The organism is Bowmanella dokdonensis (assembly GCF_017254865.1).
Taxonomy (GTDB): domain Bacteria; phylum Pseudomonadota; class Gammaproteobacteria; order Enterobacterales; family Alteromonadaceae; genus Bowmanella; species Bowmanella dokdonensis.
On the sequence record NZ_JAFKCV010000003.1, the window covers coordinates 1 to 13,946 of the forward strand.

Consider the following 13,946-nt stretch of genomic DNA (forward strand, 5'->3'; position numbering starts at 1 on the left):
CTAGACCTTTAAGGTCTCTGAAGGGTTGTTCAAGACGAGAACGTTGATAGGCAGGGTGTGGAAGCGTTGTAAGGCGTTAAGCTAACCTGTACTAATTGCCCGTGAGGCTTAACCATACAACGCCCAAGTTACGATGTAACAGAACGATGTATGTGCAAGCCACAACTCATCAAACCAATACGCTACATAGCGATGAATTCTTTATCACAGTCCAGATTGTTAACCTTTTTTGCCTGGCGGCCATAGCGTTACGGAACCACCTGATTCCATTCCGAACTCAGAAGTGAAACGTAATAGCGGCGATGGTAGTGTGGGGTCTCCCCATGTGAGAGTAGCACACCGCCAGGCTCCCAATTCGTAAGAAACAGCCAAGCCCACTTAACAGTGGGCTTAGTTGTTTCTGCGGCCTGGAAAACAGGCCATGCTGGTCCCAGACCGGCACACCATACCCATCACCTGTTGATAGTCCTGTGCTCCAGCTGCTGGCTGCTCTGTGTCACACATCCTTGTGAGTGTCTCTGTAGGGTAACAATCATTTTTACAAATCAGATGGGGACCCGGAATACTGCTGGAGGCCTTATATTTACTGGCTTACAGGGATAAATCCTCTAGATCCAATCTGAGAATAGGTTTTGAAAAAAACTGCAGGAAGTTGAGAATTTACCGGTAATAAAGTGTTGGTTCACTGGTAACAGATTGACAGTTTTTTACCCCCTTCAAACCGTTGAACGTCATTAAACCGAGATCTATACTGCTTAGTAAGGCCAGACGCTGGAAAAAGCGGGGGAAACTCTGTCGCGCCGTCCAGCAAGTGTTTCGAAAGTTCCCAACGTTGGGACACTCGATACGCAGGATGTAGGGTAAGGCGTCCTACCTGGCCTCCCTCACTATCTCACCGAAGATCAATTCGTATTCCTTTTGCAGCAGATTATAAGCAGCGACGATCCCCGCTGTTTTAACCAGGTTTAAAGTCTCATTGAATCGGGATTTATTGTGCTGGATCTTCCCTTTCAAACCGATTGCCACGACAAACTTCGCATAGCGGCCGTCAGACAGGCGACGAACAAATAAAAGTCGGCCGTTGGCCTTCTCATACAGGACAGCATCCGGCGTTCTGACGATACCAGGTAGCGACGAGGCCACGGATATAGGTACCATCTGGTTTCTGGCTGCTTTGGTGTCCCGTAACCAGTGTGCAATATCGGAATCTTTGGCCACAATGACGGTGCTGGCTGGGCCTTTACCTTTACTTTGTAGAAATTCGATGACTTCAGATGCCAAATAGCCCGCTGTTTGGGCATGTCCAGCTGCTGGCCGTTGACCTTTGGCGACCTGGGTGCCTACTTTATTAACCAGGCGCTTGAATGGACGGTCGTAGACGTCAGTATCCATCCATTTCAGAGCTTCCTTGCGAAGGTCTGCGGGAATTTCCATTAGCTGCTGGCCGAAGATTGCTTCAGGAGCCAGCCAAGCCTGACCGACATTGTAATCCCAGCCAATACCGACGCCTTTATACTTCTTAACCACTTCTCCCGTATCAGGATCGGCGTAGCTGGTCGGTGTCGGCTCAGCCATGTTTGAAACCTTTAAACCTTCCTCTTCAATGTCATCCTTAGACCGTGAACGAGCGTTACAGCGGCACAGCCAGTCATTAGGCGGGTAGTGAGTGCGCCAGAATGGGTGATCTACCGGGAGAATGATGCCATGCCAGGGACGGTGGCTTTGCCTGACTCGCTCGTCACCCACCGTCAGGTATTGAAGGAATGGCCGAATGTCTTTCAATCGCCAAATCTGCTCCCAGCGGCCAGCCATATAGGCGCTGCGCTTGTTAACCTGGAAAATCACCCTGGTCCGCCAGCCACGTTTGCCTTTATAGCTCCAACCATGACGGGAAACTATGTCATCAAAGCGTTTTCTGAACTCAGTGAGGGTGGTACCGTCCAGGATTGAGTCCTGAACCGTACTATATAGGTCCTGTAAAAGCGACAGCGATGTCGCGCCGGCGACGGTGAAGCCTTTGGCATGGATGGGGCCGACCATATCCGTCCATTGGCGCGACGGAATCAGCAGCTTCTTTTGAAAGTAGTCTATTGCCTCATTAAAAGGCATTCTGCCGACTGAAACTTCAGGCATTACTCCACCTCGATCATAGGTACTTTCTGCCCGGCCAGCTCATGTGTGCAATCGGATAAAAACTCCCAAATACCGTTCCTAATAAAACTATGGCATTTGGGTACAGTAGGATTACTGCCGTCTGGGTTCACAAATAAAGATGGGCTGAAAGTTGGCCTTTCATAGTCGCCGTTGAAAGACCATTTTACCGGGCCCGTAGTCCAGATCTGATGAAGCGTTTTGCAGCCAGGGCATTCAACAATAAAGGTCTCATGCTTTATCGAATTGCCCCGCAGCTTTTCAACCTTTGCCACAGCCCCTCCTAAATCAAAGGCTCACCGGTGTATTCACACCAAGCTTTCTTGGCACGTGCCCAATGTCCCAATACTTGTTTCGCCGTTGCTGTATCGGGATCCAGCTTGGCCAGAGCGTTCGCATGGATCCTTAATGGATGATCTTCGGCTAACCGGTCTTGATTTGCCCGTTGCAGCATCTTCTTAGCCAATGGCACATCAGTCATCACTCAGCCTCCAGCATGCCGGTACCGAAATCGAGCTCCAGTTCCTGGCGGACCAGCGTTTCCAGGGCGCTGAAGTCAAGGTTCGGGACCATGGCCACCATATTGGCCAGGGCCTGTTCGAGGGTTTCGCCTTTATCTATCTCGGCGCGGATTTGGTCGATGATGTCACTGATGGCTTGATCTTCGCTGTTCCACTGGTCCTGCTCGGCCTTGGAGAACTCGGCTTTGTCCTGCTCTTCCTCTTTTGGCTTGCTGCCAAGGAACAGGATTTCGTCATCATCAGCCGGTTCTGTCAGCTCAAGCCGTTCATAGACATCAGCCTTTCTAATCGGTACCAGTTCGGCTGCAGATTTAAAGAAAGACACATCAGTGGTATTCAACTCCTTCTTATCCACCCATTGGAAGATTGGCGCAGGTACTGCGGGGCCAAAGTTGACCTCAGTTATCCATTCGAATAGCTGATTGATAGTAGCGGCCGGCAAGCCGCGATCGGCTTTATTGTTCTGGTCGGTGCGCTTGTCACCAGTTTCCGCCGCGGCCCTGGAGCCGTTACCGATTATTTCGGTAGCCAGGCTCTGGCTGGTGATGGCTTTGGACATTTCCCGGTTCATCAGGTTTACCAGGCGCTCCTGGGGCAGCTCACCAGAGGCCTTGGTTTCAAGGATGGTCATCTCCACGCCTTCCGGTACCGCGGCGACAGCATCTTCCACCAACTGCTGCAGACGCTCTACCAACTCATTGATTTGATCTGCAGTGCTACCTTGTGGGTACTGCCCGACAGGCCAGGGAATGCCGAACTTTTCACAGAATTTGGCGAAGAACTTGATGCCCCCGTTTTTGAACATCCAGGGCCAGAAGCAACTGGACAGAATGGCAATACCATAGGGATTTTGCGCATCTGGCATGTGTCTGGTCACCAGCCATCGCATCGGTTCGGCTGGTTCACCTTCCAGTGCGTTGAGCGTTCGAATCATCAGATCGCCATCATAGTTAAAACAATAGCTGCTACCCGGAATATCAAAGATCCGCTTAGGTACCAGGTTGCTGCCCTCCATGGTCCACTCCACATGGTGCACGCGCCGTCCGGTCAGCGGAGCACGACCAAAGCTCCAGATCAAATCAGGCCAGCGCATAGCGCCATGAGGCCGTTTCTTCAGTACTGCCTGACAAAGCTCTTGCGCTTTGGCGGCCTGGGAGGAATCGTCGCCGGCTTTTATCTGGTACTTGTAGCCGACCAGGGCGGAATACATCTTACGGATTTCACCCAATACATGCGGGTCGCCCATAATCTCGGCATAGACTTCCTGGTCAATATTGGCCTTGCGCAAAATAGGATCGGGATCCGGCAGCTCATGCAGCAGGTCTAATAGTTGCCTGTCTGCCATGCGTTCCAGCACTGCGCTGTTCATCAGTGCCTTCTTATTGATCACTTTATCTGCCATAGCCGAAACCTCGGGTGTTAAAGGATTGTCTCGCCGGTTGAGATTGGATTTTTGGGATGCCCCCGGCTCCGCTTACGGCCACCATCCACAGCATTTGCAGCATATCGGGACCGTCGTCATGGGCGTGTTCAGGCCAGTGTTTCAATTGGTCGTATAAGATGGTCTGGCGGCTGTGCAGCAGGATCTGGCCGTTAGTGACATAGGGCTCCAAGCTCTCAATGCGAAGATCCTTGTCGGTATTGGGGATCACCGCCCGGGTAGGAATGGCTATACCCCTTTCCAAGCCCACTTCCATTAAGCGGGTGCGCAGAAACTCCTGGAATTGCACCGCCTCAATCGCCCAAACCAGGCAGTTGTACTCCCTGTGAAACTTGATGATGTCCTCAATAATCAGGTTGGGTATGCGCCGCCGTATACTGGCCTCTACCACATGCAACACGCCTTTTTGCCGGTCGAAACCGCCCACGCCTATCGCACTGGGGTCACGGCCCTTGTTCTTCTTACCCAGGGAAGGGTCACAGGCACCGTAATAGACCCAGCGATCGCCCACATGCACCCAGAACTTGATGTCCCTGAAGGTGGCCTCATCCTCATTGGTGGGGTCGTTCTGGTATTCACAGTCAAAGGAATGGTGATCGTCCGCCCGCTCCATCATCAGGAAGTACAGCGGCCGCTTTTCCGGCCAACTGACAATGGCCCCTTCATCCATCGCCGCCTTACGCTGCTGATAAAACTGCTGGGCATCGTCCGCGCCGTCATTACGCAGGATTTCCTCCCACTCCTCCCAGAGATCCATGTTCACCGGCCATTCGACAATTGAACGGAACTTGGTATGCCGGAAACTAGGCAGCTTAATGGTCCTGGCCAGTACCGAGTCATAGTGCAGCAAGGTACCGATATACAAGACTTTGACCGAGCCGTCTGGGGGCCCCAGTTTCAGTACAGCCTTTTTCAGCCACTTGAAGATCTTGTCCCGCTGCTCCGGGCTCTTGACGTTCTCGTCGTTCTCGATGTCGTCGAGCTTGATCCGGTCCGGCCGGTAAGGGCCATGACGTATACCCCGGATTTTCTGGCCGGCACCAAAGGCTTTTACCTTAATGTTGTTGCGGGTGATCATCTCGCCGGCGCGCCAAACCGGCCCGGCTCCAGCTACCTTGGGGAAGTCCTGCAACAGCCTGGGGTTAGCGTCCAGCTCCACCTTAATAGCTTCCAGCATGGGTGCCGCCTGAGTCTCAAAGGCGTCCATGATGATTACAGTGTTGTGGGTTCGCTCAGTAACTATCTCCCAGAGGGTGTGCAGTTGGGTGGCAATGGTCGACTTGGCTTCGCCCCGGGGCGCGATGATGCCTTCCCTTACCCCTTCCTTGGTGGCGGAAATCTCCGGCAGGCGTTTGAACAGATGCTTGTGCAGCACCGATTCCGTTTTGTCCACATAATGGGGGAAGTAGGTTTTACAAAAAAATCGAAAGCCGTCCACCGGGTCATGCACCCGGAAAACCCGCTCCTTCTGAGCCTCAGGGTCGGTGCTGAAGCCGTCAACTTCATTTTCTATCTGGGTGCGCAGCGAGTCCGCATAGCTGGACAGCTGCGACAAGAACTGACTGACGCTTTTAACCATAGTCGCGGCTCAGTACCTGACCGAATGGCTCCAGGATTTCGATAAAGGCATGGGCATGTTGGGGATAGTGTTCGCGAATGAAGGTGCCCAGCTTTTGCAGCAGTTCAAGGGAAAAGCCAATCTTGTTGAAGTCGTTGGACGGTCCAAGCAGCTTTTGAATTTTGGACACTGAATCGGTCCACTTGGCAATCAGGTCCACCTTAGCAGCCGGAGACAGGTTCTCAGCCTCGTCAATGGATTTAAAGATGTTTTCAGACTGGGTAAAAAAGCGTTCAAGTACCTGGTTGATCAGCTCCTTCTTACCCCCCTGAGCCAGTAGCAGACTGTTGCGTGAGGTATCCCAGTTGTCGCCCTCGCTGGCTGCCTTAGCCTTCCAGCGCAGTGCCGTGGCATACGACACCTTGTGACGTGCCGCGGCCTCTTTCAGGTCGAGCTGCTCATTCACATAGCTGCTGCGCACAGCTAATCGTTTACCACTGGCATGGGCCACAATTAACTCCCCATTCCCTTTTTGATGTACTCAATACCCAGGGTGACACCGGCCGCTACGAAAGCAGCAATCCCCCCGGTTTTCACTTCCTGCTTGCGCAGGCGCTCATCAATGGATTCCATCTTGCCCCATTGGGCGACATTGGACTGTTCAATGGCATCGAGCTTGCCTTTGATCTCCCCCAACTTTTCAAACAACTGAGCTTCCTGTTGCCTATCCATAATGATTCCTTAGTTGGGTAGCGATTTTGCTGGCAATGTCCTGACAGATAGCACCAGAGAACGCATAGGAGTGATTGAGGTAGTCAGACTGGTCACCACGCAGGTACCGGTGAGGCACAAAAAAGGTACTGATCCGCTTGTCATCGCCGCAGCGCCAGCCCAGACGGCCCACATCAGAAATATCCATCCAGGGCAGGATACTGCCTGCTTTCAGGGCTCGGTCATATGGATTGGCGACAATGGTAATACTGTGGGCCTGGCAGCCATCAAAGCCGGTTACCTGGTCATCAATATTCAGCGCCGGCGCAATCAGCCACACATGGCCAAAGCGTCTGCCCAGCTTGTGCATGCAAGCAAACACCACGGCCGCGCCAAAGCTGTGGGCAACAACATGGTCCCCATCCTGAGTGACGTCATACAGGGTCTGAGCCAACCTGGCCCGCACTTTGTCGTATTGCCAGAACGACAATGCCCACGCCGCCTTCAACAGGCTGATGCGCGGATAATCAAAATTGACCAGAACGGATTGTGCCAACTGCTGTACAACGGCCATTCCCAGGAGGTCAACGTTCCTGGTTCCGTCTCCGTTAATACCGTGTACAGCGACTACCCGCACCTGCTACACCCCAAAAAGCCGAATCCCGGCTCCGACAACGTGCAGGGTCTGAACAATCAATTCGGTGTTATCCCGGTGCGGCTCTGAGAGCCGCCTGTAAGCCGTATCCAATGTTCGGGTTGCCCGGTGAAAGGTAACCAGTGATTGAGCCAAGGCCGGCTCCAGGTAGGGCACCTTTCTTTCCAATAGCAGATAAGCCTGTCGGTAGTGGTATCTGACTGATTCCAGCGAGTGAATAAACTCGGATATATCCACCACTGCGCCGCCGGTACCATCATCCAGAGCGAGTATATTTTTAACTGCATTATGTACCCGCCTGGCGTCTTGTCTGACGTTGTTTATCACCTGCCACTCTTCGTCACTGAAGGCTTGGCGATAGCGGTCAATTTGCGCACTGGTATGCAGATAGGAGGTTTCAAACTCCAGCACGGCCGCACCGAGCATAGCGGTGTTGACCGTGGCTCTGACGGTACCGTCGGTGGTCGGGCAACCGGCCAGCAAAAGCATACTCACCAGAAACACGAAGTGCTTTATCCAAAGGACTGGATTAATCATTGACGTTTCTCCTTGGGTTGCAGGCCGCAGGATGCAGCCCATTCTTCGGCATCGAAGTTGGGACAGGTTTTATTCGGGTCCAGGTTGTGGTGGCCAACAATCCGGGCATCCGGGTACTCACTGCGCCATTGCTTAAGCAGAGTGGCCAGCGTCATCATTTGGACCGGGGTGAAGTAATGCCGCCCTATCAGGCAAACGCCAAGAGAATGATGGTTATGCCCGCGTACATGCGCGCCAGGCCAGTAATCTGGCCTGCCATATTCCAGCGTGCCGTCACGGCGAATCACCCGGTGATAGCCAATGCCGTCCCACTTGTTACCCTCTTTGTGCCAACGATGGATTTCAGCTGCGGTAACGTCGCGCTCATTGGGGGTATCGCTGCAGTGCACTACCAGGTAACGAATGTTCACTTAGGGGCTCCTAACTGCTCGCGCAGGCGGGCGCAGTTGGCCAGTGCCTTGGCAGGAATTACGGGTTTGGAAACAGGTCGGCGATTAGGCTGGTCAACGGGTGCAGGCCGTTTGGTATCAGCAATAAGAACCGGTACGCCGCGGGGGCGGATATTGGCGCGTCGTTGCGCCTGCATAGCAACAGAATTAACGGTAGATTTAAGCAGCCTTCTCAGGTGCTCTGGGCACTGCTCGGCTAAGCGCCGCCTTTCCAGCTTGTCGAGGCACTGGCATATCTGGGTGGCTAACTTGATGATATCTGTCGCATTCATGGCGACAGTGTGTTTCAGGGGGATCTAGCGGAGTATCGTCAAACGTTTTCCAGACCGGCATAACGTGGAGCCTGGTTAATGTCGCGCAGGTCAGGTGGGTAGGTCAAGAGGCAAAGACAGATTTTTCTCCTCCCAGTGGGAAGACAAGATTTGATTGATACGCTGACGGGTCAGATTGTATTTTTTCACCGCCTGCATCACCGTCATACCACCCAGAGTGATGTTGTGAATCAGTTCAGCATCCCGCCACTGCAGTAAGATCTTATCCGGCTTTGGCAGGTCGATTGGCGTATCCGGCCACAGCTGGCAAAGCACTTTGGCCGCGTCTTCGCCCAGGTGTTTAGCCAGAGCACAGCCCGGGCTAAAGCTGGCTGGAATGGTATGACATTCTGCGCCATGCTCCGCCAACAGTTGATAGGTGGCTTCCATGCCCAGTTTTTCGGCGATCATCCTGATGCGATACGGCAGCGCCTTAAGATTTACCGGATTCATGGTCTTTGTACTCCACCTTTTCACGTTTGCACCAGGCCTGCAGGCAGTCGATTACGGTTCTTAGCTGGTTGCTGGCGGCTTTGTGCAATAACCGGGTACCGGTGAACTTTACGCAAAAGCTATACAGGGCCTGCTTGCTTTGATCTTCCAACAGGCCGGCTTCCCCCAACCGTAACCAGAGGTACTGGATCCTGGCAATCTGACGGGCATTGCGCCGACGCGGCCGCCATCCCAGGCGGCGAAACTCGTCCAGCACCCTGCCGGCTTCAAACGCTGTCAGCCTGGTGCTGCTGGCTTTACCGGTAAGGCGTACCAGAAGCGCCTGGTAGTCTTCCTGCTCCATGGCCATCTGAGTTTGTGCTGCTTTGATTTGGCGGCGCAGGGACGGTAGATCAGGCATGAGCTTTCTTCCTCTTCTGACGGCCAAATACTGCAACCTCCAGTTCCACACACGCCTTCATAGTGGGCTTTACTTCGGGGGGAAGATCCTGGTAATCGGTCTGATTGAGCCTCAGATGCACAGCTTTGCTTACCAGCTCAAGGTTGCTGATATCACAGTTAAGCTGGTTGCCGTCAATAAAACGCAGCACTGACCCTTCCGGCAGGGGTCCATGGTGTTGCTCCCAAACCACATGGTGCTTGGGTCGATATCGAGTTGCCGCTCCAGTGTAGGGGTTACGCTCAGCAACTTTGATCAGGATGGTGCCGTCTTTCGAACATATGCGCTCATGCCCAATGGGTTTCAGGTTGGCTGGCTTATCGCCTTTCTTGAATCGTGTTTCGGCAGATCTCCCACCAGCTTGCAGGCCTTTTTTGCCTGTATTCCAAGGCCGTGAACCCTTATCAAAGCGGCCTGTACGGCCACTGAGGATCTTGTGATTTGCCAAGGCACCTTTAATCTGGCTTACCGTTTTCTCTAAGCCAAACGCATAGTTGAACAGTCGGGTGGTTTCCTCAACATCGCATTCCTCATAGGTTACCTGTAAGAATTCCAACATGGCTGCGGAGTACATTGCCTTACTCATGGGAGACCTCAGTTCTATCCGTCAGTACCTCTGGCATGCTCTTGAGACCATATTCCATCTGAAGTTCCTTTGCTCTAAGGGCGAGATTTGCATTGCTGATGATCTCGCGCGAGATGCCCGCAATGGACTTGGCGCGCTCGATTTCCACCTTCAATTCATCGTCTGTGAGATTCTCATTTCCCAGTCGCTCCATCTCAGCAAACAGATGGTTGTTCAGGTCCGATAGTTTATTTTTCATGGGTTTCATCCTCGAATAGGAAAGGTATACATAGCCAACCCGCTAACTGGGCGAATGGGCAGTCAGTTTCTGGGTTTCCTGTCCGGAGACAGGGCTGTTTAGTTGGGCATTGCGGCCCTCCCGGTAGCCGGCATGGCGGGCGTCGTTATAGCGGGACGATTTACCGGCCCGGCTGCTGGCTTCGTACTCCTTGGCCGGTTGATTGCGAAAGATCTTTTCGTTTTTGTAGCGCTCGATCAGCTGTTTCGTTTCAGGGGTTAGCACCAGGGCTGTGATCTTGTCGTACACCGCCATTGTCCAGCTTTCGGCGAAGGCATCGCCCCTGGCCGTCTTGGTAGTGGACTTGCAGCGTTTGCAGTTGACTTTGATGTAATCGGTGCGGGCCTTTCTCAGTTGACGGTACAACACGTCAAAGCAGTACTTGGCCAGTTCTGGGTTGGGTTCTATGCCAAAGAAGTCAACTGTCCTGACGATGTCTATCCCTCGCCATTGTTGACCTAGCACTATATCGCAGCCAAAGGCCGAACGAATCACTTGGGCCAAGTTGACCACCCACTGGGGCGGCTTCATCTGATCCAGCACGCTGCTGTAGCGGCCAATATCTGACAGCACCACTTCAGCTTCATCTACCTGGTGTTTGGCCATCAGAGCCTGAGCCTTACTCAGTGCACTGGCAGCCTCATGGCTGTTGCCGGTCTTGGCTGCCAGGGTCAGCAGCTTTCTGATTTTGTCGAGAATGCGTTTATCTGCCATGGTTGTTTCCTACTCTGGTAATAGTTGATATTGGCACTCAGTGCCCAACACAGTTCGGCCATCATCCAAGTTGATAATGGTTAACCCAGGTGTCTCTCGATCTGCTCGGATAACTGTTCCAAGCACCGTTTTTGATGTGTCGTAGTTAAAGCAAACCTTTACGCGCCTGTTTAGCAAAGCCCTTTGCTTTGGGAATCTGTCGAATGAAATAGCAGTTATCACACCCATCTGTTTTTCTCTTATCAATGAGTAGTGGCAGCCGTAGCGGCTTCGCGCTTGGCTGTGCATTTAGGGCAGTTGCAGGAGTCAGACGTCAACTCAGCTGCTAACCGGCTGGCCCTCAGGTAACCCTGAAAGCTGCGGCAAAAAGCGGCAACCAGGGGGTTCAGGGATTCATGGCCGGTGAGGGAAATTGCACCGGGTTCAGACAGATCTAAGACGAGTTCTTTGTCTGAAGCGGTGCCATTCGACTCGTCATTTTTTACCCTGATTTTTACCAGTAATTGGGTACCTTCCCTTTGCAGGGAAAATGGCGCATCCAGAGTCATCAGTTGATCCATCAGGGCTTTTACTGCCAGCTTGGTTTGATTTAAGGGCATGGGTATCTCCTACAGGAAATAGTGGAACCAGATGTGGTCCATTAGTTTGTTAAGTTCATGACCGCCGATAAGCTGGTTTTTTATTTCTCCAGTGATACCGGGGAAACAGTGGTAACCGCTTATGAAGTACTTAAAACGAATGCAGCGGGTGATTTTGTTAATGTCCATTGACCGCATCCTGGGCGCTGATCATCTGTCGGCCCATCTGATGCACCAGCCGGTGCGCAGCCTTTAACAGCTCTGCATCAGTCTGGGCACAGTAGGCTTCGCGCATGGCTTCTGCCGTGTCCGTTGCCGGTTGGCGGGTCACATGGTCCAGGGCGATGGATTGGTCTTCTGTAAGCCGGATCATGGGCGCGCTCCCAGCTCGAAGGTGTAATCAATAAACACCTCGTTAACCGAGTACTCCACGTCACTGTTAACCGGCCAGCCTGTGAACCACTGGCTACGGTGCATCAGGCCATAGCGCCAGTTGCCCAGGCGCTTGCCCAGTTCCAACCTGGTCGATACGGGGTGGGTTGCAGCTTCGTCTTCCCAGGTGATGTCTGACTCATTGAACTTGTAGCCCGCGCCAACTTTCACATAGGTGTTGTCCGTGATGGCGCAGCCAGTCAGAGGCCCGAGCAACAGGCTCAGTACTAGGAGTTTCATACTGGTACCGCCTTGAGGTTACCCAGATACTGATGCACCAGGTCGACCCTGGCGAATTCATCCTTCTCCGGAAACGGCAGACCGGCATCCAGGTACAGCTGCTTCAACTGGTCGAATGGCATGTCCATGATGAGATCCGGCGCCAGCCGATCGGCAAAGGCTTTTACCACCACGTGGAGGCAACGGGCTTCGTGCCTGGCATCGTCCAGGGCGTGGTGCTTCTCACCTTCAAAGGGTTGGTTTTTCGGGTCAACCCCGAGCAGTGCACGACCCAGCCAGACGATGGTGCGCAGGCTTTGATTATTGCCAAAGTGCCAGACGGGTTTGATACCAAACTGGCGCATGGCGTGTTCAATGATGGTGTTGTCAAACTCCGGCCCGTTACCCACTATTGCGGGCGTTGTGAAGTTGAAACTGCGTTTCAGGAAGTTGTTCAGGTCATTCAACACCAATGGCAATACCTGGCGTGGCAGGTTGTGATCATTGGCTTCGGCGTAAGCCTTGGGAAACTGGGCTTTTTGCTCCTTCCACCAGTTCAGCGTTTCCTGGTCGGCCTTGCGGTAGTCCAGTTGGTCCAGGATGTTGCAACGGTCATAAAAGCTGCCGATGTGCTCACCGGTAAACATATTGATGACCACACAGCCGATAGAGCAGATAACGGCATTGGGGTTGTTCACGGCATGGGTTTCAATGTCCACTACTGCGGCCAGCGGCGACACATTGAACTGCTTTAAAAACGGGTTGAATACGGATTGCATAACGGCTCCTTACGCCATCTCGGCCAGGTAGGTGGCCAGTTCGCCAAGATGCCGATAGGTCTGGCTTTGTGGCGGAAACTTGCCTTGAACAAATGAGACGATGCGCAGCTTCTCCACCACGCCATTCAGCTGCTTTTTGGGTTGCACCTCAAAGCCGGCCAGTTCGTCCTGGATGTCTGAATCCTCAGCCGGCTCTTGCAGCAGGTCTGCCATCATGTGATGCAAAGGGCCGGGGCATGACTCTGTCTCCTCTTTTTGCTTAATCTGGCTGGCAGTATCCGGTTGTGCTTTTTCGGCTACAGTGGCTTTTTCAAGCGCATGTTTGCCGGCGCGCTCCCGGGCTTCCTGGCTGACATTGAGACTAGGGTGATTGGCCTGGAAGCGGCCTATGCCCTCCTGGGTGATGAAATAAGACCCCTGGGGGGATGTCGCTACGTCACCGTCGCTTTTCATCCGCGCTAGAATAGTGCGTACATCAGCCTTGGCCACTGCGGCCAGACGTGAGATATCGGCCGGGAACAGCATCTTCGTTGCCAGAGCCAGGCTGTTACGTACCTTGAAGGCGATTTCTGCAGTACTGTTGGTAGACATGTTGGGTACCTTCTGTTGAGGGGGAGCAGAAGAGGCTTGCGGCTTCGTCGGCTTGGCAATACGCGCCGTGCGGATCAACCAGCGAACCTCATCAATGGTGTCCTGCTGCAGTCCCATCACCTTCGCCAGCCTGGAGGCTGAACGACGGTCGTCATCGACCTGGAACAACTGGTGCTCATTAAGTTGCTCGCCGTTGATCATCAAAGCCATAGCACTCTCCTGGAGGCGGCCGTAGCCGCCTCACTTAGTTATTGATACTGTCCTTCAGGGCCTTTGCAGGTTTGAAAGACGGCACCACAGAAGCAGGAATCAGAATTGATTCACCAGTTTTGGGGTTGCGGCCCGTGCGCGCAGCACGTTGCTTGGCAGTAAACTTGCCAAGGCCGGGGATGGACACCTCTTCGCCACGCGCCAGCGCATGTCCGATTGCCGTGACCAGGCTGTCAATCGCGCTGGCCGCTGCCTTGTTGTCATGGCAGTTGGCGCGGATGCAGTTAATTAATTCAGCTTTGTTCATCTTGTTTCTCTTGTTTTAAACCGCCTT

At 53.2% G+C, this 13,946-nt stretch carries 21 protein-coding genes and 2 rRNA genes; 2 read left to right on the forward strand and 21 right to left on the reverse strand.

Going from position 1 to position 13,946, the window contains the following annotated elements; genetic code table 11:
• Nucleotides 1–116: ribosomal RNA gene (locus J0A66_RS05770) — 23S ribosomal RNA — on the forward strand; the annotation flags it as partial.
• A 116-nt stretch (nt 117–232) separates the two neighbouring features.
• Nucleotides 233–348 (forward strand): 5S ribosomal RNA (gene rrf, locus J0A66_RS05775).
• 522 nt (nt 349–870) lie between these two features.
• Here rrf and J0A66_RS05780 read toward each other — a convergent pair.
• The 21 genes from J0A66_RS05780 to J0A66_RS05880 form a co-directional block, all read right to left on the reverse strand.
• Nucleotides 871–2,133 (reverse strand): phage head morphogenesis protein, encoded by a 1,263-nt coding sequence (locus J0A66_RS05780; protein ID WP_206572855.1) that lies wholly within the window; start codon nt 2,131–2,133, stop codon nt 871–873.
• Nucleotides 2,133–2,426, reverse strand: a complete 294-nt coding sequence (locus J0A66_RS05785; RefSeq protein ID WP_206572856.1) for a ubiquitination-like system serine protease family protein — start codon at nt 2,424–2,426, stop codon at nt 2,133–2,135. The genes J0A66_RS05780 and J0A66_RS05785 overlap by 1 nt, the downstream gene beginning before the upstream one ends.
• An 8-nt stretch (nt 2,427–2,434) precedes the next feature.
• Nucleotides 2,435–2,632, reverse strand: a complete 198-nt coding sequence (locus J0A66_RS05790) for a hypothetical protein (RefSeq protein ID WP_206572857.1) — start codon at nt 2,630–2,632, stop codon at nt 2,435–2,437.
• Nucleotides 2,632–4,074, reverse strand: a complete 1,443-nt coding sequence (locus J0A66_RS05795; protein ID WP_206572858.1) for a phage portal protein family protein — start codon at nt 4,072–4,074, stop codon at nt 2,632–2,634. Before J0A66_RS05795 ends, J0A66_RS05790 begins: the two co-directional genes overlap by 1 nt.
• Nucleotides 4,064–5,692 carry a phage terminase large subunit gene (gene terL, locus J0A66_RS05800; RefSeq protein WP_206572859.1) on the reverse strand — a complete coding sequence of 543 codons (1,629 nt, stop codon included), beginning with the start codon at nt 5,690–5,692 and terminating at the stop codon, nt 4,064–4,066. Before terL ends, J0A66_RS05795 begins: the two co-directional genes overlap by 11 nt.
• Nucleotides 5,685–6,182 (reverse strand): DUF1804 family protein, encoded by a 498-nt coding sequence (locus J0A66_RS05805; RefSeq protein ID WP_206572860.1) that lies wholly within the window; start codon nt 6,180–6,182, stop codon nt 5,685–5,687. Before J0A66_RS05805 ends, terL begins: the two co-directional genes overlap by 8 nt.
• A gap of 2 nt (nt 6,183–6,184) precedes the next feature.
• On the reverse strand, nt 6,185–6,403 hold the full coding sequence (locus J0A66_RS05810; RefSeq protein ID WP_206572861.1) for a hypothetical protein: 219 nt from the start codon (nt 6,401–6,403) through the stop codon (nt 6,185–6,187).
• On the reverse strand, nt 6,396–6,956 hold the full coding sequence (locus tag J0A66_RS05815; protein WP_206572862.1) for an alpha/beta hydrolase: 561 nt from the start codon (nt 6,954–6,956) through the stop codon (nt 6,396–6,398). The genes J0A66_RS05810 and J0A66_RS05815 overlap by 8 nt, the downstream gene beginning before the upstream one ends.
• A 66-nt stretch (nt 6,957–7,022) precedes the next feature.
• Complete coding sequence (locus J0A66_RS05820) at nt 7,023–7,574, reverse strand: hypothetical protein (protein WP_206572863.1); 552 nt, start codon at nt 7,572–7,574, stop codon at nt 7,023–7,025.
• The gene (locus J0A66_RS05825; RefSeq protein ID WP_206572864.1) at nt 7,571–7,984 is read right to left on the reverse strand and encodes an N-acetylmuramoyl-L-alanine amidase; all 414 of its coding nucleotides are present in this window, start codon (nt 7,982–7,984) and stop codon (nt 7,571–7,573) included. Before J0A66_RS05825 ends, J0A66_RS05820 begins: the two co-directional genes overlap by 4 nt.
• Nucleotides 7,985–8,385: 401 nt before the next feature.
• The gene (locus tag J0A66_RS05830; protein ID WP_206572865.1) at nt 8,386–8,787 is read right to left on the reverse strand and encodes a Mor transcription activator family protein; all 402 of its coding nucleotides are present in this window, start codon (nt 8,785–8,787) and stop codon (nt 8,386–8,388) included.
• On the reverse strand, nt 8,768–9,187 hold the full coding sequence (locus J0A66_RS05835; RefSeq protein ID WP_206572866.1) for a phage protein GemA/Gp16 family protein: 420 nt from the start codon (nt 9,185–9,187) through the stop codon (nt 8,768–8,770). Before J0A66_RS05835 ends, J0A66_RS05830 begins: the two co-directional genes overlap by 20 nt.
• Entirely contained in the window at nt 9,180–9,812 is a 633-nt protein-coding gene (locus J0A66_RS05840; RefSeq protein ID WP_206572867.1) for an HNH endonuclease signature motif containing protein, read from the reverse strand. Before J0A66_RS05840 ends, J0A66_RS05835 begins: the two co-directional genes overlap by 8 nt.
• On the reverse strand, nt 9,805–10,050 hold the full coding sequence (locus tag J0A66_RS05845; protein ID WP_206572868.1) for a hypothetical protein: 246 nt from the start codon (nt 10,048–10,050) through the stop codon (nt 9,805–9,807). The genes J0A66_RS05840 and J0A66_RS05845 overlap by 8 nt, the downstream gene beginning before the upstream one ends.
• 42 nt (nt 10,051–10,092) lie before the next feature.
• Nucleotides 10,093–10,803: a DUF2786 domain-containing protein gene (locus tag J0A66_RS05850; protein WP_206572869.1), complete on the reverse strand. Its 711-nt coding sequence runs from the start codon at nt 10,801–10,803 to the stop codon at nt 10,093–10,095.
• Between the two features lie 242 nt (nt 10,804–11,045).
• A complete protein-coding gene (locus J0A66_RS05855) occupies nt 11,046–11,402 on the reverse strand; it encodes a hypothetical protein (RefSeq protein ID WP_206572870.1) in 357 nt (118 codons plus the stop codon).
• A gap of 157 nt (nt 11,403–11,559) precedes the next feature.
• Entirely contained in the window at nt 11,560–11,754 is a 195-nt protein-coding gene (locus J0A66_RS05860) for a hypothetical protein (RefSeq protein ID WP_206572871.1), read from the reverse strand.
• Nucleotides 11,751–12,053: a hypothetical protein gene (locus tag J0A66_RS05865; protein ID WP_206572872.1), complete on the reverse strand. Its 303-nt coding sequence runs from the start codon at nt 12,051–12,053 to the stop codon at nt 11,751–11,753. Before J0A66_RS05865 ends, J0A66_RS05860 begins: the two co-directional genes overlap by 4 nt.
• Nucleotides 12,050–12,811: a 3'-5' exonuclease gene (locus J0A66_RS05870; RefSeq protein WP_206572873.1), complete on the reverse strand. Its 762-nt coding sequence runs from the start codon at nt 12,809–12,811 to the stop codon at nt 12,050–12,052. The genes J0A66_RS05865 and J0A66_RS05870 overlap by 4 nt, the downstream gene beginning before the upstream one ends.
• A gap of 9 nt (nt 12,812–12,820) precedes the next feature.
• Nucleotides 12,821–13,612: a hypothetical protein gene (locus tag J0A66_RS05875; protein WP_206572874.1), complete on the reverse strand. Its 792-nt coding sequence runs from the start codon at nt 13,610–13,612 to the stop codon at nt 12,821–12,823.
• Nucleotides 13,613–13,646: 34 nt separating this feature from the next.
• Nucleotides 13,647–13,919, reverse strand: coding sequence for an HU family DNA-binding protein (locus J0A66_RS05880; RefSeq protein ID WP_206572875.1), 273 nt, complete (start codon nt 13,917–13,919; stop codon nt 13,647–13,649).
• Nucleotides 13,920–13,946 lie beyond the last annotated feature (27 nt).